This is a genomic window from Streptomyces changchenzhani, assembly GCF_039766235.1.
Lineage (GTDB): Bacteria > Actinomycetota > Actinomycetes > Streptomycetales > Streptomycetaceae > Streptomyces.
This window is the reverse complement of the sequence record NZ_JBDHNH010000001.1, coordinates 1,140,644-1,161,410: the sequence shown is the minus strand read 5'-3', so window position 1 is coordinate 1,161,410 and position 20,767 is coordinate 1,140,644. Positions and strand designations below refer to the sequence as shown.

General features: G+C 70.4%; 11 protein-coding genes. 9 read left to right on the top strand and 2 right to left on the bottom strand.

The features are described from left to right. The first annotated feature begins 143 nt into the window (after positions 1-143). The 5 genes from ABCR94_RS05475 to ABCR94_RS05455 all read left to right on the top strand — a co-directional run bounded on the left by ABCR94_RS05475 (position 144) and on the right by ABCR94_RS05455 (position 10,561). The gene (locus ABCR94_RS05475) at positions 144-4,148 is read left to right on the top strand and encodes an FtsK/SpoIIIE domain-containing protein (protein WP_347117873.1); all 4,005 of its coding nucleotides are present in this window, start codon (positions 144-146) and stop codon (positions 4,146-4,148) included. A gap of 166 nt (positions 4,149-4,314) precedes the next feature. Next, positions 4,315-5,697, top strand: coding sequence for an ABC transporter substrate-binding protein (locus ABCR94_RS05470; protein ID WP_347117872.1), 1,383 nt, complete (start codon positions 4,315-4,317; stop codon positions 5,695-5,697). Between the two features lie 4 nt (positions 5,698-5,701). After that, the gene (locus tag ABCR94_RS05465; protein WP_521976223.1) at positions 5,702-7,057 is read left to right on the top strand and encodes a carbohydrate ABC transporter permease; all 1,356 of its coding nucleotides are present in this window, start codon (positions 5,702-5,704) and stop codon (positions 7,055-7,057) included. Further along, positions 7,054-7,938 carry a carbohydrate ABC transporter permease gene (locus ABCR94_RS05460; RefSeq protein ID WP_347117871.1) on the top strand — a complete coding sequence of 295 codons (885 nt, stop codon included), beginning with the start codon at positions 7,054-7,056 and terminating at the stop codon, positions 7,936-7,938. The genes ABCR94_RS05465 and ABCR94_RS05460 overlap by 4 nt, the downstream gene beginning before the upstream one ends. Before the next feature lie 187 nt (positions 7,939-8,125). Further along, positions 8,126-10,561 carry a bifunctional glycosyltransferase/CDP-glycerol:glycerophosphate glycerophosphotransferase gene (locus ABCR94_RS05455; RefSeq protein WP_347117870.1) on the top strand — a complete coding sequence of 812 codons (2,436 nt, stop codon included), beginning with the start codon at positions 8,126-8,128 and terminating at the stop codon, positions 10,559-10,561. Between the two features lie 102 nt (positions 10,562-10,663). Here the strand turns inward: ABCR94_RS05455 and ABCR94_RS05450 are convergent, their stop codons facing one another. Then, entirely contained in the window at positions 10,664-11,254 is a 591-nt protein-coding gene (locus ABCR94_RS05450; protein ID WP_521976220.1) for a TetR/AcrR family transcriptional regulator, read from the bottom strand. A gap of 137 nt (positions 11,255-11,391) precedes the next feature. Here ABCR94_RS05450 and ABCR94_RS05445 point away from each other — a divergent pair, with 137 nt between their 5' ends. Genes ABCR94_RS05445 through ABCR94_RS05435 form a run of 3 tightly spaced genes read left to right on the top strand, consistent with a single transcriptional unit; the run spans position 11,392 to position 14,352 of the window. Then, complete coding sequence (locus ABCR94_RS05445) at positions 11,392-12,360, top strand: ABC transporter permease (protein ID WP_521976218.1); 969 nt, start codon at positions 11,392-11,394, stop codon at positions 12,358-12,360. After that, a complete protein-coding gene (locus tag ABCR94_RS05440; protein ID WP_347117867.1) occupies positions 12,353-13,099 on the top strand; it encodes an ABC transporter ATP-binding protein in 747 nt (248 codons plus the stop codon). The genes ABCR94_RS05445 and ABCR94_RS05440 overlap by 8 nt, the downstream gene beginning before the upstream one ends. 11 nt (positions 13,100-13,110) lie before the next feature. Continuing rightward, entirely contained in the window at positions 13,111-14,352 is a 1,242-nt protein-coding gene (locus ABCR94_RS05435) for a glycosyltransferase 87 family protein (protein ID WP_521976215.1), read from the top strand. Positions 14,353-14,451: 99 nt separating this feature from the next. Here ABCR94_RS05435 and ABCR94_RS05430 read toward each other — a convergent pair whose 3' ends face one another. Then, complete coding sequence (locus ABCR94_RS05430) at positions 14,452-19,395, bottom strand: NAD-glutamate dehydrogenase (protein ID WP_347117866.1); 4,944 nt, start codon at positions 19,393-19,395, stop codon at positions 14,452-14,454. Positions 19,396-20,035: 640 nt separating this feature from the next. On the opposite strand from ABCR94_RS05430, the gene ABCR94_RS05425 reads away from it, so the two are divergent. Beyond that, positions 20,036-20,602, top strand: coding sequence for a DJ-1/PfpI family protein (locus ABCR94_RS05425; RefSeq protein ID WP_347117865.1), 567 nt, complete (start codon positions 20,036-20,038; stop codon positions 20,600-20,602). Positions 20,603-20,767 lie beyond the last annotated feature (165 nt).

Sequence of the window (20,767 nt, the reverse complement as noted above, 5' to 3'; positions counted from 1 at the left end):
GATGCCTCCAGCACGGAACTACGGGGTCGGGAGTCCCTCGTTGCGTGCCGACCTGTACCGGACGACGCGTCCGTGCCGGGTGGGGGGAATCACAGGGCGGTCCCCTTGCCGGGCACTTCGCGCAGAAGGGACCGCTGACGGCGATGCAGATCCGGCTGACCGTTCTCGCGCCGCGCAGCGGCCAGAGCACACACGGCGCGCAACCCCAGGGCCAGGGCCTCCAGGGCGCCGCGCCGGCCGCGCGCGCCTGTGATGTGCTGGTCACCGCCCCCGCGGGAACCGCGCTGGCCGCCGTGGCCTCGGGCCTGGCTGCGGCCGTCTCGGGTCCGGGCTCAGGCCCGGAGACCACGGGCGCGGTGATCGTCTACGCGGGGCGCGAGCGGCTCGACGCGCAGCACTGCGCGCTGGGTGAGCCGCCGCTGGTCGACGGGGCGGTGCTGTCACTGCACGCGCCCGCGCCGGAGGGCGACACCCGGCCCGACGCGACACCGGCCCCGGCCCAGCTGCACGTCGTGGCGGGCCCCGACGCCGGAGGCGTCCACCTGCTGCACGGTGGCCGGATCAGCATCGGCCGCTCCACGGACGCGGACGTCCCGCTGGACGACCCGGACGTGTCACGCCTGCACTGCGCGGTGACATTGACGGAGGACGGCCGCGTCTCGGTCGCGGACCTCGGCTCCACCAACGGCACGGCGCTGGACGGCGCGGAGGTCGACGAGCGCCCCGTGCGGCTGGCGCCCGGCGCCCTGCTGCGGGTGGGCGAGTCCGCGCTGCGGCTGGCCCCGGGCGACCTGCCCCCCTCACTCCCGGTGGCCCCGGACGGCGAGGGCCACCTGCGCATCACCCGGGCGCCGGAAGGGCCCACCAAGAGCACCAGGGGCGACCCGGCGCCGGGCGCGCACGGCGCCCCGGCGCCCCCAGTCACGGGCCGAAGCTCCCGGGCCGCTGTCCCGACCGAAACCAGGAGCGAAACCCCGACCGACACCACGGCCCCGGACAGCGGCCCTCCAGCCGGCCGCCGGGTCTCGGGACACCTCGCCGGGACCCCGCCCGTCGTGCGGTCCACCGGGCCGTACGACGCCCAGGGCGGCGGACCGGCAGGCACAACGGCGACCGGAGCCGCCGAGGACTCCCGGAGCGGACCGTCGTACGAAGCGCCGGGAGCCACCCCGCACGAATCCCGGGCAGGAGCGCCTTCCGAGGCCCCCGGTGAGCGGTCCCGGTCCGTCGGCGAGCGGTTCGGCGGCGAGCGGTCCGGCGGCGCCGTCCGCTGGCCGTACGACAGCAGCATCGAGCCCGACAGCACCGACGACCGCATGGACCGGCCGCCCGGCCGCCCGGCCGCCCGGCCCGTGTCCCGGCCGCACGTCGGCCGACCCGGGGCCGCGCCCACGGTGCCGGGGCAGTTCGTCCCCGAGGGCGGACCCTCGGCCGCGAGCCGGACCGGCGCCGGTCCTTACGACGACCGAGCCGGTTCGGCGCCCGGGGCGCCCAGTGCGCCCGTTGGAGCTCCCCATGACGCGCGGCGTGGTACGGAGTCCTCCTACCCGGGGCAGGACGCCATCAGGTACCCGGATCCGGGTACCGCGGGCGAGGCCGGTGGCCGAGCCGCATCGGGTCGCACCCCAGGACCCCCGGCGGGGCCGGTGGACGATCACGCGGAATTCGCCCCGGAGGCGTACGGCGGCCTGACGGACCCCGCGGCCACTGCATCGGGCCGCACCGGCGGTGCTGGCGACGACAGCACCGCCGACGACGGGTACGGCAGGCGCGGATCCGGCTCGGGCCACAGCTTCGGCGGCCGGCCGGGTTCCGGTGACGGGACTCATGGCGGCCGGCGCGGGGTCTTCGGCGAGGAGCAGGCCCGTAGGCGCGGCGGAATAGGAGCCTGGGCCCGGCGGCTGACCGGCGGGCGCGGGGAGACGGTGCCCGAGTACGCACCGGCGGAGTCGACCCCCGTCGGGATGCCCCCCGCCGGCGCCGCCGCGGACGTACCGCCGGCCGCGTCCACCGCCCCGGAGACCTGGCCCGACCCGGCGTCCCTGCTGCTCACCGCCCTCGGCCCAGGCCCCCGGCTGTGGGAGCGCGGCCCCGGGCACCCCGAGACGCTGGTGCTCCGGCTGGGCACCGCCGACCGGGCCGGGCCCGACGGTGGCCGCCCGTTGCCGGCCGTGCCGGTGACCGTGGGGCTGCGGGAGGTGGGCTCGCTGGGCCTCGCCGGGCCTCGGTCCCGGCTGGCCGGACTTGCCAGGTCCGCCGTCGCGCAGCTGGCCGCCCTGCACTCCCCCGTCGACCTGGAGATCGTGCTGATCAGCGCGGACCGCTCCAGGGGACTCGATGAGCGCAAGGCCGAGTGGGGCTGGCTCGGCTGGCTGCCGCATCTGCGGCCCGCCCACGGCCAGGACTGCCGGCTGCTCCTGGCCTACGACCGGGACCAGGCCGCGGCCCGCATCGCCGAGCTGGTGCGGCGGACCGACGAGGAACCGCTGGGCGCGGACGGGCCGTACACCGTGGTGATCGTCGACGGCGACCCCGGTTCCGCCGGGCTGCGCGAGGCCACCGCCCGGCTGGCCGCGACCGGCGCTGCGAGCGGCATCCACCTCCTGACCCTGGCCGAGACCGCCGCAGCATCCCCCGTCTCACCGGTCGCCGCTACCTACGAGGCGGCCTGCGCCGCCGCGCCCGCCTTCCGCGAGTGCGGGGCGGTCGCCCTGCTCAGCGGCGATGTGGCCACCGCGCTGCGGCTGCTGCGCACGACGGGCGGGCAGCCCGTGGGGCACGGCACGCTCGCAACGCTGGACGCGGTGTCCGCGGCCTGGGCGGAGCGCTTCGCCCGGTCAATGGCCCCGCTGCGTACGGACGGGCCGCCGCCGGGCCGCTCGGGCCGGGCCGCGGCGCTGCCGTCGTCCGCCCGGCTCCTTGACGAGCTGGGACTGGCCCGGGCCACGCCCGCTTCCCTGATGGCCCGCTGGGCCGCCGCGGCGGACGACGGCCAAGCGCCGGGCGCCACCCGCGCGTGGGCGGTCCTGGGTGCGGGCCCGCGCGGGCCGCTGTGCGTCGACCTGACCGCCGAGGGACCGCATCTGCTGATCGAGGGCCCGGCGGGCAGTGGGCGCACCGAGCTGCTGCGTTCCGTCGCCGCCTCGCTGGCCGCCGCCGCCAGGCCCGACCGGCTCGGTCTTGTCCTGGTCGACGGGGCGGGCGGTGAGCGCGGCGAGGGCCTGCGGGTCTGCACCGAGCTGCCGCACGTCTCGACGCACCTGGTGGCCTCCGATCCGCTGCGCATGCGCGAGTTCGCGCAGGCGCTCGGCGCCGAGCTGAAGCGCCGCCACGAGCTCCTCGGCGGCCTCGGCTTCGCCGAGTGGCACACCCACCGCGAGGTGTCGGGCAGGCTGGTCGGCCAGCGCCCGCCCAGCTCCGCCGAGCAGCACAGCGGCGACCTCGACCCGCCCTCCAGCGGCGGGACCCTGCGCCTGCGGACCACCACGTCCCTCGCGCAGCAGGCCCGCCCGGACTCCGGGCACTCACCGCTCCCCCGCCTCGTCGTGCTGGTCGACGACCTGGACGCGCTGGTCGCCCCCGCCCTCGGCAGTACGGGCCGCCCGTCCGCCGGTTCGGTCGTGCGGGCTCTGGAGGCGGTGGCCCGCGATGGCGAGCGGCTCGGGGTGCATCTGGTCGCCACCTCCGCCAGGCCGGACCGCACGGCGGACACGGAGCTGGCCCGAGGTGCGCGGCTGCGCGTGGTCCTCGACGCCCCGCCGGCCGTCCCCTCGCCCGAGGATCCGGCGCCCGGCCGGGGCAGGCTGCATCACGCGGACGGTCCCGTAACGGTGTTCCAGGGCGGCCGGGTCACCGGGCGCATCCCCCGTACGGCGACCCTGCGGCCCACCGTCGTCCCGCTGGAGTGGGAGCGGATGGGCGATCCGCCGACCCGGCGCCCGGTCCGCGAGCTGGGTAACGGGCCCACGGACCTGGCCCTGCTCGCCAGCGCCCTGGACCGCGCGGCCCGCACGGTCGACGCGGCGCCGCTCGCACCACTCACACCCTTGGAAGTCCCAGCAGCATCAGGAGCCCCAGCGTCACCTGGAGCCCCAGGGACCCCGGTCCCAGACATGCGAAAACATGCTCATAACCCTGGTGACAGCTGATCCAACATCACGAGCCCATTACGATCATCGAGTTGACACTGAAGGCACTATTGCGAGCCCCGACCACCGGGCGTAGGACTGACCCACGGGACAGCTACACCGGCATCGGCGCCGCCACCGTCAGAGCTGCGCCGGTCCGTACGCGCACGGCAGAGACGGGGCAAAGATGCGCACAACTCTTCGTACGAATAGGGACCGAAGGGCTCGAAGGGCCGCCCTGGCAGTGATCGCCGCGGGCGCGCTCGCCCTCACCGGGTGCAGCGGCGACGGCAAGGGGGACGGCGGAGACAAAGAAGGCGCGGACGCCACCAAGTCGCCGGCGTCCAGCGTCACGCTCCCCAAGCTGAACGGCGAGAAGGTCCAGGTCGTAGCGGTCTGGACCGGCCCCGAGCAGGAGAACTTCAGCAAGGTCCTCAAGGAGTTCGAGAAGCGCACCGGGGCGACGGTCAGTTACGTCCCCACCCAGGACGCGATGCTCAACTACCTCGGTACGAAGATCTCCGGCGGCCAGCCCCCGGACGTGGCGCTGCTCCAGCAGCCGGGCGCCCTCAAGCAGGCCGTCCAGCGCAAGTGGCTCACGCCCGTCGACGCCCCGACCCAGGCGCAGCTCGACAAGAACTACACCAAGGGCTGGAAGGACATCGCCGCCGTCGACGGCAAGCAGTACGGCGTGTATTACAAGGCCGCCAACAAGTCCCTGATCTGGTACAACACGGCGGCCTTCGAGAACGCGGGCGCGACCGAGCCGAAGACCTGGAAGGAATTCCTGACCGCCGCCGAGACGATCTCCGCGTCCGGTGTCCCGCCGGTCTCGATCGGCGGCGCGGACGGCTGGACGCTGACCGACTGGTTCGAGAACATCTACCTTTCCCAGGCAGGTCCGGAGAAGTACGACCAGCTGGCCAAGCACAAGATCAAGTGGACCGACCCGTCCGTCAAGGACGCGCTCACCACACTCGGTCAGCTCTTCGGCAAGAAGGAGTTCATCGCGGGCGGCCAGGAGGGCGCTCTCGGCACCGAGTTCCCGGCGTCCGTCACCCAGACGTTCACCGGCGGCGACCAGCCCAAGGGCGCGATGGTCTTCGAGGGCGACTTCGTCGCGGTCAACATCGCGCAGACCGAGGCCAAGCTCGGTACGGACGCGAAGGTGTTCCCCTTCCCGGCGGTCGGCAGCGAGGCCCCGGTGGTCACCGGCGGCGACGTCGCAGTGGCGCTGAAGGACTCCAAGGGCGCCAAGGCGCTGATGACCTTCCTCGCGTCCGAGGACGCCGCGAAGATCGCGGCCGGGTCCGGCGGGTTCGTATCGCCCAACAAGTCGATGGACCTGGCGGCGTACCCCAACGACGTGATGCGCGACATCGCCAAGGCCCTGGTCGACTCGGGCGACTCGTTCCGCTTCGACATGTCCGACCAGGCCCCGCAGTCGTTCGGCGGCACACCCGGCAAGGGTGAGTGGAAAGCTCTTCAGGACTTCCTGAAGAACCCGAAGGACATCGCGGGAACCCAGCAGCAGCTGGAGACCGACGCGGCCAAGGCCTACAAGAGCTGACGCGGTGACGTCAGCGACCGCGGGGGGCGCCGCGAAAGTGACGCCGCCCCCCGCCGACAACGGCAAACGCAAGAGCGTGACCGGCACACGCAAATCAATGGCGGTCGGCTTTCTGCTGCCCGCCCTGTTGCTGCTCGGCGCGCTCGTGGTCTACCCGATCGGGTACTCGATCTACCGAAGCTTCTTCGACAAGTCGGGCGACAGCTTCGCCGCCTTCGACAACTACGTGGAGATCTTCCGGGACGACACCATCCTGACGGCCGTCAAGAACAACATGATCTGGGTGGTCCTCGCCCCGACCATCTCGACCGCACTCGGCCTGATCTTCGCCGTCCTCACCGAACGCATCCGCTGGGGCACGGCCTTCAAACTGCTGCTCTTCATGCCGATGGCCATCTCGATGCTCGCGGCAGGCATCATCTTCCGGCTGGTGTACGAGCAGGATCCGGAGCGCGGGGTCGCCAACGCCGTCGCGGTGACCGCCCATGACGCCTTCGCCGAATCGGCCGGCTATCCCAAGGCGCGCCCCCTGCCGATCCATCCGCTCAAGGCGGGCGGCGGCGGGACCTTCGTCACCAAACAGACCGTGAGCGCGGGCGAGCAGGTCAACCTGCCGCTGGTGGGCGTCGCACCGGCCAAGATGCCCGGCGACGCGAAGATCGCCGCGCCCGCCAAGGTCTCGCCGGACCAGGTGAGCGGCACCGCCTGGCTGGACTTCACCAGGGGCGGCGGTGGCAAGCCCAACGCCATCGACGCCAGGGAGCTGGGCCTCAAGGGCCTCAAGATCGAAGCGGTCAAGGACGGCAAGGTCGTCGATTCCACCCAGGCCGGCGCCGACGGCACATTCACGCTCTCGTCGAAGGCGGACGGCGCCGAACTGCGCCTGCCCGAATCGAACTTCCACGAACCGTTCAACGGAGTCGACTGGCTCGGCCCGAATCTGGTGACACCGGCCATCATCGGCAGCTACGTCTGGATGTGGGCCGGATTCGCGATGGTACTGATCGCGGCCGGGCTCGCCGGACTGCCGCGTGAGCTGCTCGAAGCCGCCCGGGTCGACGGCGCCAATGAGTGGCAGGTCTTCCGCCGCATCACCGTGCCACTGCTGGCACCCGTGCTCGCGGTGGTACTGGTCACCCTGATGATCAATGTGCTGAAGATCTTCGACCTGGTCTTCATCATCGCGCCGGGCTCGTCCCAGGACGACGCGAACGTACTGGCGCTCCAGCTCTACCGCTCGTCGTTCGGCACCGATGCCGACCTCGGCGTGGGCAGCGCGATCGCCGTACTGCTGCTGCTCCTGGTGATCCCGGTGATGCTGTTCAACGTCCGTCGTTTGCGGAAGGAGGCACGCCGATGACCACCACGGGTGGCGAAAGTGTGAAGGCGAAGATGCCCCTCCCGGCGCGGATCGCGGCCCGCGCGGGTGGCGGTGTGATGCGGATCTTCCTCATCCTCGTCGCGGTGTTCTGGCTGATGCCGACGATCGGGTTGCTGCTCTCCTCACTGCGCAGCTCCACCGACATCGCGTCGAGCGGCTGGTGGAAGGTCTTCACCAGCCCCTCCGAGGTCACCTTCGACAACTACTCCAATCTCCTCAAGAACGAAGCCATCACCGACTCCCTGCTCAGTACGATCATGATCACCGTCCCGTCGACCGTGCTGGTCGTAGTGATCGGCGCACTGGCCGGGTACGCCTTCGCCTGGATGGACTTCCCCGGCCGCGACTGGTGGTTCCTGGTCGTCGTCGGCCTGCTGGTGGTTCCGGTGCAGGTCGCCCTGATCCCGGTGTCCAAGCTCTTCGGCGAGGTCGGTCTCTTCGAGACCACGGCGGGCGTGGTGCTCTTCCATGTCGCCTTCGGACTGCCTTTCGCGATCTTCCTCCTGCGGAACTTCTTCGCGGAGATCCCCAAGGAGCTCCTGGAGGCGGCCCGGCTCGACGGGGCAGGCGAGATCCGGCTGTTCACGCGTGTCGTGATGCCGCTCGGTGGTCCTGCCATCGCCTCGCTCGGCATCTTCCAGTTCCTGTGGGTCTGGAACGACATGTTGATCGCCTTGATCTTCGCCGACTCGGCCAATCCGCCGATCACGGTCGAACTTCAGCGCCAGGTAAGGCAGTTCGGCAACAACATCGACATCCTGGCGCCCGGCGCCTTCATCTCGATGGTGATCCCGCTCATCGTGTTCTTCGCGTTCCAGCGGCAGTTCGTGTCCGGCGTGATGGCTGGCGCGGTCAAATAGCGGCCTGCCAAGGGCCGTTCGACGACCGTTCGGCAGCCCGATGCGCAGCGGTGGCTCTGCGGGCCCGGTTCTTCGATACCGGGCCCGCCGAGCCGCGCTCTTCCCCCGTATGCCACGTCCGGCGTAACCACTTCACTCCTTCGGCCGTTCCTGAGGTAGATGCCCACGTCGACCCTCTGGATGTGCCGTGCCCCGGTTCAGCGTGATCGTGCCCGCATACAAGGTCCAGGCGCATCTGGAGGAGTGCCTGGAGTCGGTGCTGGCCCAGAGCTACGACGATCTCGAACTGATCGTGGTGGACGACTGCTCGCCGGACGCCGGCGGCGCGGTCATCAACACGTACGCGGCCCGCGACCAGCGGGTCACAGCCGTGCGTCTGACGCGGAACACCGGGCCGGGCCCCGCCCGCAACGCGGGAGTCACCCGTGCGACCGGCGACTATCTGATCTTCCTCGACGGCGCCGACACCCTTGTCCCCGGCGCCCTCCAGGCCATCACCGACCGCCTCAAGGAGACGGACGGCCCCGACCTCCTGGTCTACGACCACGCCCGTACGCACTGGTCGGGCGAGGCCGTACGCGACGAGCACGCCGCACAGCTCGCCGAAGAGGGTCCGGCCGCCTTCGAACTCGCCGACCGTCCAGGCCTGTTGAAGCTTCCTGCAGTGGTCTGGAACAAGGCGTACAGCCGTGAGTTCGTGGAACGCGAGGGCTTCACCTTCGCACCCGGCCACTACGAGGACGTCCCCTGGACCTACCCGGCACTGATGGCCGCCGACTCGATCGCCGTCCTGGACCGGGTATGCGTACACCACCGCCTGCGCCGCCGTGGCGGCACCACCAAGGGCAGCACGGGCAGCACGGGCAACGCGCGCAGCGTCACCACGGCCACGGGCAGTGCGGGCACCACGAACCGCACGGGCAGCACCGGCCGTACTGCAAGCACCGACGGCGGCGACAGCGCAGCCCGTGTCATCGGCGCAGCCGGCCACGCCGGCCGCCTCAGCGGCACGGCCACCGGACGCGAGCACTTCGACGTCTTCGGCCAGTACGACCGAGTCTTCGCCTTCATCGACGCCCGCCCCGAACTGGCCCACTGGCGCCCGGTGGTCTTCCGGCGGATGGCCGACCACTTCACCACACTGGTCACCACCCGGGGGCAGCTGCCGCGCGGCAGCCACGGCGAGTTCTTCCGGCTGGCCCGCGTCCACTACCGCCGCCACCGCGCCCCGGGCACCGCCCCGCGCCCGAGCACCCGGCTGCGGCATACGACGGTCCGGCTGGGCAGCCACCGTCTGCACCGCGCGCTGCGGGCAGCCCTGCGACTGTGCTCCTCCCTCCGCCGCCGGTCCTCGACACTCCGGCGCACCGTCCGCGCCGCCGTCCTTCAGCTGCATTACCGCGTCCAGCTGCGCCTGCCGCTGCGCCCCGGCCAGGCGGTCTTCACCGCCCACACGCACGCCGGTTACGCCTGCAACCCCGCCGCGATCGAGGAGCAGGTACGCGAACTCGCCCCGCACATCCGCACCTCCTGGATCGCCGCCCCGGAGCACCACCACACCGTCCCCACCGGCACCCGCACCATCCGGCCGGACACCTTCGCCCACTGGACGGCCCTGGCCCGCGCCAAGTACCTGGTGAACAACGTCGGCTTCGACCCGCGGCTGGCCAAGCGCCCCGGCCAGGTCCTCCTCCAGACCCAGCAGGGCACCCCGCTCAAGTCGATGGGCCTCGACCTCCAGGACCACCCGGCCGCCGCCGGCACCACCGACTTCACCCGCCTTCTCGACGACGTCGACAAGTGGGACTACTGCCTCTCCGCCAATCGCCACTCCTCTCTGGTCTGGGAGCGTGCATACCCCTCGGGCTACACCACGCTCGAATACGGCCATCCCCGCAACGACGTCTTCCAGCGCGCCACCGCCACCGACGTCGCCCGCCTGCGCTCCACACTCCGCATCCCCGAGGGCTTCACCGCCCTGCTGTACGCCCCGACGCACCGCGACTACCGCCGCGACCAGCGCCCGCTCCTCGACCTCGAACGAATCTCCCGCGCGCTGGGCCCCCGGGTCGTCATCCTCAATCGCGCCCTCTACTCCTCCAACGTGCCGTTCTCCCCTCCGCGTTCCGCACGATCGGGTGAATCCCCCTGGATCATCGATGTCAGCGGGCACCCCTCGGTGGAGACGCTTTGTCTGGCTGCCGACGCTCTGATCACGGACTACTCGTCGCTGATGTTCGACTACGCCAACCTCGATCGCCCGATCGTCGTGCACACCGACGACTGGGACGCGTACGAGGCCGCCCGCGGCACCTATTTCGACCTGCGCGAGTTCCCCCCGGGCGCGATCGCCCGCACCGAGGACGAGCTGATCGACATCTTCTCCAGCGGGCACTGGCGCGGCTCCCGCTCGGCCCAGCTGCGGGCCGCCTTCCGGGCGCGTTTCTGCGCGTACGACGACGGCCGGGCGGCCGAGCGCGTCGTACGCCATGTGTTCCTCGGCGAGACAGCCGCGCTGCCGCCCGTCGTGCCGCTGGAGGACCGCAGGCCGGTTCCGGCGGCGGGCCCCCGGCACGAGCGCGGGCGCGACCTCTCCGGCCTCCTCCCGGCCGGACGCCGTTGAGACCGGACACCGTTGAGGCCGTCGGAGGCCGAGGCCACCCGCCGCTCGGCCAGCCCGAACCTGATCGGGCAACCCGAACCTGATCGGCCAGTCCGAGCCTGATCAGGCCTTGAGAGCCGCTACGGCGGACGCCGCGAGGTCGTCCAGATAGCCGTCGGGCAGCTCGGTGCGCACGACCACCAGCCGCCAGTACAGCGGGCCGATCATGAGGTCGAGCGCCCGGTCGACATCGGCGCCCGCGGGCAGTTCACCGCGCTCGACAGCGTCCCGCACGACCCCGGCCGCCACGCCCCGCCTGCCGTCGAGCAGCGCCGTCCTGATCGCGTCGGCGATCTCGGGATTGCGCGCAGCCTCGACGAGCAGGTCCGGGATCACCTGCGAGGCGACCGGGTGCCGCAGCGCGTGCGAGGCGACCTCGATGAGGGCGCGTACATCCTCGTACAGCGAACCGGTGGCAGGGGCGGGCACCCCCTGGGACGCGACGGCGGAGACCAGGTCAAGCACGAGCGCCAGCTTGGACTTCCAGCGGCGGTAGACGGCCGTCTTGCCGACACCGGCCCTGCGGGCGATCCCCTCGATCGACATCCGGGCGAAGCCGACGGCGGCCAGCTCGTCGAAGACGGCGGCACGGATCGCATCGGTCACGTCCTCCCTGAGCACGGCGGCTCCGGCGGGCGCACGGCGTGAGGTCATGCGAGGAAGCATAGCGTTTTTACGTGACGACGAGACGGTTGCGTTCCGACGTTGGCGCAATCTACTCTCGGCGTCACGACGATACGGGCCCGTCCCGTCGTCAGTACGGACCCGGTCCCCCGTCGAAAGCCGCCGATGTGAGCCTGCCGACCGCCCACCCCGCACCGACCAACCTCACCGCACCACCCGCAGCCCCCGCCCCGACCGAACAACTCACGCCGACTCCACCGACTCCACCGACGAACCTGGCGGAACTAGCCGCCCGCCACGGCCTGACGGTGAGCGGCGCGCGCCCCTCACTGCCCGAGTACACCCGCCGTCTGTGGGGTCGGCGCCACTTCGTCATGGCGTTCGCCACCGCCCGGCTGACCGCGCAGTACAGCCAGGCCAAGCTGGGCCAGATCTGGCAGATCATGACCCCGCTGCTCAACGCGACGGTCTACTACTTCGTCTTCGGCGTCCTGCTGCACACCAAGGACGGCGTCACCGATTTTGTCCCGTTCCTGGTCACGGGCGTCTTCGTCTGGACGTTCACCAGCAGTTCGGTCATGGCGGGCACCCGTTCCCTCACCTCGAACCTCGGCCTGGTGCGGGCCCTGCACTTCCCGCGCGCCACGCTGCCCGTCTCGTACGCCCTCCAGCAGCTTCAGCAGCTGCTCTTCTCCATGGCCGTACTGTCGGTGATCCTGGTCTGCTTCGGACAGCTCCCCCGCGCGTCCTGGCTGCTCGCGCTCCCGGCACTGCTGCTCCAGTCGGTGTTCAACACGGGACTGGCGATGGTCATGGCCAGGCTGGCCTCCGCCACCCCGGACATCACCCAGCTGATGCCGTTCGTCCTGCGCACCTGGATGTATGTGTCGGGCGTCATGTGGAGCATCGGCCATGTCCTGCACAACAACGACCTGCCGCACCTGGCGCTCGTCGCACTGGAGTGCAATCCGGCGGCCGTCTACATCGACCTGATGCGCTTCGCCCTCATCGACAGCTTCACCGCTGCCCAACTACCCCCGCACGTATGGCTCGTAGCCGTGGGCTGGGCGCTCCTCGCGGGCGTGGGCGGCTTCATCTACTTCTGGCAGGCAGAGGAGACGTACGGCCGTGGCTGACCACACCGCTCAGGAATCCGTCCCCACCGTCGTCGCCGACGACGTGCACATCACCTACAAGGTCCACGGCGGTCGCTCCGGCGTACGCACAGTGCACGCCGTCCGGGGCGTCACCTTCGTCGCGCACCAGGGCGAGGCCATCGGCCTCATCGGCTCCAACGGGTCCGGGAAATCGACCCTCCTGAAGGCGGTCGCCGGCCTGCTTCCACCCGCACAGGGCCACGTATACACCCAGGGCCAACCCTCGCTGCTCGGCGTCAACGCCGCCCTGATGAACGACCTGACGGGTGAGCGCAACATTATCCTCGGCGGCCTCGCGATGGGCATGACGCGTCGCCAGATCCGTGAACGCTACGAAGGGATCGTCGACTTCTCCGGCATCAACGACCGGGGCGAGGACTCCATCACCCTGCCCATGCGTACGTACTCCTCGGGCATGGCCGCCAGGCTCCGCTTCTCGATCGCCGCCGCCAGGAGCCACGACGTACTGCTGATCGACGAGGCGCTGGCCACCGGCGACGCGAAGTTCCAGCGCCGCAGCCGGGCCAGGATCGCCGAGCTGCGGGAGCAGGCCGGCACCGTCTTCCTGGTCAGCCACAACAACAGGACCATCACCGAGACCTGCGACCGGGCGATCTGGCTGGAGGCAGGGGCGATACGGACGGACGGGCCCGCGAAAGACGTCGTCGCCGCCTACGAGGCGCACACAAAGCCTAGCAAATATAGCAAAAAGGGCTAAAGTCCCTCTGGATGACGATCCAGCAGATCGGGGCTCTCGGCCCGGACCCCGCCCCCGGCTCGCACCACCCAGAGCCCCGCGCACGCCGCTCTTCACGCGCCCTCGGCGCGGTCTGGCTCACCACTCGGCTCGCCATGCTCGTCCTGCTCTCCGGCGCCGTCGTCGAGCTCGGCGACATCAGCGGCGAGGTCCACGGGATCTACTACCGCTGGTACGAGCAGCTGGCCCGCGGCGACTTCCCGTTCGACGACGTCATGTGGCAGTACCCGCCCGCCGCGGGGCTGGTGATCCTCGCGCCCGCCGCGCTGCCCTGGCTGACCTACTTCCAGGCCTTTGTGGTCCTCACCCTCCTCGGCGACGCCCTCGTCACCGTCGCACTCGCACGGGCGGGCGCGGGGCGCGGACGGAGTTCCGGGGGCGCGTGGATGTGGGTGTGCGCCCTGCCGCTGCTCCTGCATCTGCCCCTGGTCCGGTACGACGTCCTGGTCACCGCCCTCGCCGTACTGGCACTCCTCGCGATGCGCACCCGGCCACGCGTCGGCGGTGCGCTCGCCGCCCTGGGCGCACTGGTGAAGGTCTGGCCGGCGCTCACCCTGCTCGGCACTCCGCGCGGCCGCTCCACGCGGGACGCCTGGCTGTCCGCAGCCCTCGCCGCACTCGCCCTGCTCGCCGTCCTGTCTCTCGCCTTCTCGCACACCCTCGACTTTCTGCGTCAACAGGGCAGCAGGGGCGTACAGATCGAGTCGCTGGGCGGCACCGCACTGTCCCTCGCGCGACTGATCGGCTGGCGGGGCACGGTCACCTTCCGATACGGGGCGATGGAGTTCACCGGGCCGTACGTGTCGACCGTCGCGCATCTGTCGCTGCTCTGCACGGCCGCCGCCTTCTGCTGGCTGCTGGTGTGGCGGGTCAGGGCCCGGCGCTGGACAACCGCCACGCCCTTCGATGCGGCCCTGTGCGCCGTGCTGCTGTTCACCGTCACCAGCCGGGTAATCAGCCCGCAGTACCTGATCTGGCTGCTGGGTCTGGCCGCGGTCTGCCTCACCTCGCGCGCCACTTCCCAACGCCCGGTCGCGGCCCTGCTGCTGCCCGCCGCCGCGATCAGCTCGCTCGTCTATCCGGTGCTGTACGAAGAAGTGGTGACGGGTACGCCACTGGGCTGCGCGCTCATGGTCGTACGCAACGGACTGCTGCTCGGCGCGGCCGTCCTGTCCTGCCACCGGCTCCGGGCCACCACGGCCGCACGGATGTAAACAGGGGCGCCCAACACCTTGCGGTGCGGGGCGCCCCTGTCACGAACCAACCACCGTCACGAACAAACCACCGTCACGTACCGATCAGACGCGCGTACATCAGACGCGCGTACGCAGCATCGTGCGCATCGTCCGCATCGCGACCGACAGGTTTGCCAGGTCGAAGGCGTCCGAGCCCTGGATCTCCTCCAGTGTGGTGCGCGCGCGGCCCAGGATCGCCGCGTTCTTCTCTTCCCACGCCTTGAAGCGCTGCTCCGGCGTCGAGGTCCCGTTGCCGACGGACAGCACGTCCTGCGTCAGGCCGGCGTGCGCCGCGTAAAGGTCCTCGCGGATGGAGGCGCGGGCCATGGACTGCCAGCGGTCGGCCCGCGGCAGCTCGATGATCCGGTCCATCAGCTTGGTGATGGACAGCCGGTCGGCGAGGTCGTAGTACACCTCGGCGACATCCATCGGAGACTTGTCGGTCCGCTCCGCGATCGCCACGATGTCGAGCGCGGGGAACGCCGAGGAGAACCCGGCCACCCGCAGCGCGAGCTCCTCAGGAACACCCGCCCCGGTCAGCTCGTCGACGATCCCCTGGTACCACTCCAGGTCCGCGCCGCGCAGCATCTTCGGCAGCTCGTCCCAGACCTTCGCCACTCCCTCGCGGAAGAACTCGATGGTCTCGCCGATCTCCAGCGGCTGCGGGCGGTTGCCCAACAGCCAGCGCGTGCCGCGCTCGACAAGACGGCGCGAGTGCAGCCGGATCCGGGTCTGGACATCGGCTGCGACCACGTTGTCGAGCGCCTCGACAGCGTCCCAGACCTTGCTGAGCCCGAAGATCGCGCGGGCCGCGAACTGTGCCCGTACGATCTCCTCGATCGAGGCCCCGGTCTCCTCCCGCAGGCGGTGCAGGAAGGTCGAACCACCGGTGTTCACGGTGTCGTTGACCAGCACAGTCGTGATGATCTCGCGGCGCAGCGCGTGCGTGTCGATCTGCTCGGCGAACTTCGCCCCCAGAGCCTCGGGGAAGTACTCGTGCAGCAGGACCCGCAGATGCGGGTCGTCCGGCAGGCCGGTGTGGATCAGCTCGTCAGCCACCGTGATCTTGGTGTACGCGAGGAGCACGGCCAGCTCGGGCTGGCTCAGGCCGCGGCCGTTGCTCAGCAGCTCGCGGATCTGCCGGTCGGTGGGCAGGAACTCCAGCTCACGGTTGAGATGCCCGTCGCGGCTCAGCCTGCGCATGAAGCGCTGGTGGGCGTGGAGCAGCGAGGGCGCCTGCACGACGGCGTTCGACAGGGCCACGTTCTGCGCGTAGTTGTTGCGCAGCACCAGCGTGCCGACCTCGTCGGTCATCGCGGCGAGCAGCTTGTTGCGCTGCTTGACGGTCATGTCGCCGTCCACCACGAGGGCGTTGAGCAGGATCTTGATGTTCACCTCGTGGTCGGAGGTGTCCACGCCCGCACTGTTGTCGATGGCGTCGGTGTTGATCCTGCCGCCGGCCCGCGCGAACTCGATGCGGCCGAGCTGGGTCGCGCCCAGGTTGCCGCCCTCGCCGACGACCCTGGCCCGCAGGTCCTCGCCGTTGACGCGGATGGTGTCGTTCGCCTTGTCGCCGACGTCGATGTTCGACTCGCCGACGGACTTCACGTACGTACCGATGCCGCCGTTCCACAGCAGGTCCACCGGCGCCTGAAGGATCGCCTTCATCAGATCGGCCGGGGTCATCTTGCTGACACCCGCCTCGATTCCGAGTGCCTCGCGCAGATGCGCGTTGATCGGGATCGACTTGGCGCCGCGCGGGTGGATGCCGCCGCCCGCCGAGAGCAGCGAGGTGTTGTAGTCGGCCCACGAGGAGCGCGGCAGGTCGAAGAGACGGCGGCGCTCGGCGTAGGACAGCGCCGCGTCCGGGTTCGGGTCGATGAAGATGTGCCGGTGGTCGAAGGCGGCGATCAGCCTGATGTGCTCGCTGAGCAGCATGCCGTTGCCGAAGACGTCACCGGACATGTCCCCGACGCCGACGACCGTGAAGTCCTCGTTCTGGCTGTCGTGGCCGAGCTCGCGGAAGTGCCGCTTGACGGACTCCCAGGCGCCGCGCGCCGTGATGCCCATGCCCTTGTGGTCGTAGCCGACCGAGCCGCCCGACGCGAAGGCGTCACCGAGCCAGAAGTTGTACGCGACGGCGATCTCGTTGGCGATGTCGGAGAACGTCGCGGTGCCCTTGTCGGCGGCGACGACCAGATACGTGTCGTCCTCGTCGTGGCGTACGACGTCCTTCGGCGGTACGACCTCGCCCGCCACCATGTTGTCGGTGATGTCGAGCAGCGCCGAGATGAAGGTCTTGTACGAGGCGATGCCCTCGGCCAGCCAGGCGTCGCGGTCCACGGACGGGTCCGGCAGATTCTTGGCGACGAAGCCGCCCTTGGCGCCGACCGGCACGATGACGGTGTTCTTCACCATCTGCGCCTTGACCAGGCCGAGCACCTCCGTACGGAAGTCCTCACGGCGGTCGGACCAGCGCAGGCCACCGCGGGCGACCTTGCCGAAGCGCAGGTGGACGCCCTCGACGCGCGGCGAGTACACCCAGATCTCGTACGCCGGGCGGGGCGCGGGCAGATCCGGGATGGCCCTCGGGTCGAACTTCATCGAGACGTAACTGTGCGGCTCGCCGGTCTTCGTCTTCTGGAAGAAGCTGGTGCGCAGCGTCGCCTTGATGACGGTGAGGAAGGACCGCAGGATCCGGTCCTCGTCGAGCGAGACGACCTGGTCGAGCGCGCCGTTCAGCTCCTCCAGGAGCCCGTCGGTCAGCTCGGTGCCCGCACGCTGACGGCCCGGCGACATCCGCGCCTCGAAGAGGGAGATCAGCAGCCGGGTGGTGTGGACGTTGCTGCGGAGGGTGTCCTCCATGTAGTCCTGGCTGAAGGTCGAACCGGCCTGGCGCAGGTACTTCGCGTACGCGCGCAGCACCACCGCCTGACGCCAGTTCAGCCCGGCGCTCAGGACCAGGGAGTTGAAGCCGTCGTTCTCGGCCTGTCCCGTCCACACGGCGGCGAAGGCGTCCTGGAACCGTGCCCGCGCGTCGTCGGCGAGGTAGTCGCCGTTGCTGCCGTTGCCGCTCGGCTTGGGCATGCGCAGGCCAAAGTCGTAGATCCATGCGTGCGTGCGGTCTGCGCAGCGCAGTTCGTAGGGGCGCTCGTCGACGACCTCGACGCCGAGCCGCTGGAGCACCGGCAGGACGGCGGACAGCGAGACCTGCTCACCGATCCGGTAGATCTTGAAGCGGCGCTCGTTGGGACCGGCGCCCACCGGCTCGTACAGGGACAGCGCGAAGTCGTTGCGGCCGTGGGTGAGTTGCTCCAGGTGGACCAGGTCGGCGACGGCGGAACGCGGCGAGTGGTCGGCCTTGTAGCCCTCGGGGAAGGCGTGTCCGTACCGGCGCAGCAGCTCGGCGGCGCGCTCCTCGCCGCACTCGGCGTTCATGGCCTCGGCGAAACCGTCCGCCCAGGAGCGGGCGGCCTCCACGAGGCGGGCCTCGATGCGCTCGGTGTCGGTGTCGGTGAGCCCGGTCAGCTCGGTGCCGGCCGGGACACGGACCACGAAGTGCAGCCGGGAAAGGATCGACTCGGTGTTCCAAGCGGTGAAGTCGACGCTGATGCCGCCGAGCTCCTCCTTGAGAATGTCGATCAACCGCAGCCGGACACCGGTGGTGTAGCGGTCACGGGGCAGATAAACGATCGCCGAGTAGTAGCGCCCGTACTCGTCCTGACGCAGGTACAGCCGCAGCCGGCGGCGCTCCTGGAGGTACAGGACGGACGTCACGATCGCCCGGAGCTGGTCGACGGGCGTCTGGAAGAGCTCGTCGCGCGGGTATGTCTCCAGGATCTGGAGCAGGTCGCGGCCGTCGTGGCTGTTGGGCGAGAAGCCCGCGCCTTCGAGGACCTCGGCGACCTTGCGGCGGATCACCGGGACGCGGCGCACGGACTCGGTGTACGCGGCGGAGGAGAAGAGGCCGAGGAAGCGCCTTTCACCGACGACATTGCCCTCGGTGTCGAACTTCTTCACGCCGACGTAGTCGAGGTAGCTCGGCCGGTGCACGGTCGAGCGGCTGTTGGCCTTCGTCAGGATGAGGAGCTTGTGCTCACGGGCCTTGGCGCGGGCGTCCGCGGGCAGCCGACTGAAGGACGGGCTCACCGGGTGCGTCTCGTCGCCGCTGTGGTGCGGGTCGGAGCGCAGGATGCCAAGTCCGGTGCCCGGGACGGCGGCGAGCGCGTCGCTGTCGGTCAGCTCGTACTCGCGGTATCCGAGGAAGGTGAAGTGGTTGTCGGCGAGCCAGCGCAGCAGCTCACGGGCCTCCTCGACCTCCTGCTCGCGCAGGTCGTCGGCGGCGGGCTCGCTCGGCAGGTTTTCCGCGATGCGCAGCGCGGAGTCGCGCATCTTCTCCCAGTCCTCGACGGCCTCGCGGACGTCGGACAGGACGCGCAGCAGATCGACGGTGATCTGCTTGAGGTCGGAGCGGTCCGTCTCGCGGTCGGCCTCGACATGGATCCAGGACTCGGTGACCGCGTCGTGCGGGAGCTTGCCGCGCCCCGCCTCCGCCGTGAGGACCTCGATCAGCCTGCCGGTCACGTCACGGCGTACGACGACCTGGGGATGGATCACGACATGGATGCCGCGGCCCTGGCGGGAAAGTTCATTGGTGACTGAGTCGACAAGGAAGGGCATGTCGTCGGTGACGACCTCGACGACCGAGTGGCTGCAGGTCCAGCCGTTCTCTTCGACGGTCGGAGTGTGCACCCGGACGTTGGCGGTGCCCTGCGGGCGGTTCTCCGCCAGCCGGTAGTGCGAGAGTGCCGCACCAAATACGTCGACCGGGTCGCGGTCTGCCAGATCCTCGGGGGCCGTGTGCAGGTAGTAGCGCTGGAGGTACGCGAGGAGCGTCTCCCGGTCCGGGCTGCCCTCGCTCGTCGACCCAGTCGGAAGTTGTCCCCCGGCCGGGCTGTTCTCAGCTACCCGTGCCGCCCGTGCGAGCAGCTCGGCTTTTGCTTCGTCCAGCTTGGTCTGCATGTCCTCTGGCTCCTGTCGCGCGCCGTTGCGTGACGTAGGTGGTGAAGAAGGTGACACAACGCCACGACGCGGGGTGTCCGGTCGTAGTCGACGTTATGCCGCGGAGAGATACCCGAGGCGCAATTGGCCATTTTTGGCGGCAGGCCCGGGATTTGGGGATCAGCGAAGGCCCGGGCACGGTAGTGCTCCGGGCGCATACCGGGGGCTTCACTGCCCCCGAGGACTATCGCGCTGATCACGCGACCAGGCTATCGCCCTGCACCGGGGCCCCGTCATGTCCGGTCCATGTACAAAACCGGCCGCGAAGTCTGCCAGTCTGGACAGAGGCGCACGCTCCCTAGGCAAAACCGGCCACGGGCGCCCCTCCCTGTGACGTACTCCTCACCTCCCGACGGCCTCGAACCGCCGAGTAACCTTCTCCGACCCTCTCCGACCCTCTCCGACCCTCTCCAACGCGCTCCTCGCACCGCTCGGCGCGGGGTCGCCTCACCGGCTTCGGACCGCTGCGACGGCCTCCGCCCGCCGAGTCCCGCGCCGCATCTTGGCAAATCGCGCTCCGCGCGACACGTTTACCGGGACGGCCGGGACGCAAAACCCGGACAGAACACCGGGACGGCACAGCCGAGCAGGGAGACCAGTCATGCCACCGAAGATCCTCATCGTGACCGGCGACGCGGCGGAGTCATTGGAGGTCCTCTACCCCTACCAACGTCTGCGCGAGGAGGGGTACGAGGTGCACATCGCGGCCCCGGCGCGCAAGAAGCTCCAGTTCGTGGTCCACGACTTCGAACCGGGCTTCGACACATACACGGAAAAGCCCGGCTACACCTTCCCCGCCGACCTGGCCTTCTCCGAGGTGGACCCCGGCCAGTACGTCGCGCTGGTGATCCCCGGGGGGCGGGCTCCCGAGTACCTGCGCAACGACGGGGAGCTCCGCAAGATCCTCAAGGCGTTCTTCGACTCGGACAAGCCGGTGGCCCAGATCTGCCACGGCCCACTGCTGACGGCGGCCATCGGCGGCCTGGCCGGCCGCCGGGTCACCGCCTATCCGGCCCTGGAACTCGACATGCAGGCCGCCGGGGCGACCTTCCAGGACGCCGAGACGGTCGTCGACGGCACGCTGGTCTCGGCCCGCGCCTGGCCGGACCACTCAAGCTGGATGCGCGAGTTCCTCACGGCCCTGCGCGCGAAGAGCCCGGTGAGCTGAAGTGGGTGACGTGACGCGGGTGACCTGAAGCGGGTGACCTGACATGCAGGCTGAAACCCAGCCATCCTGCGACGGCGAGGCAGATTCAGGCCGATCCAGTCCAGGTTCGGTGAGGGGCCAGGCTCGGTAAGGGGTCAGGTTCCGTGAGGGGTGGCTGCAGGCCCG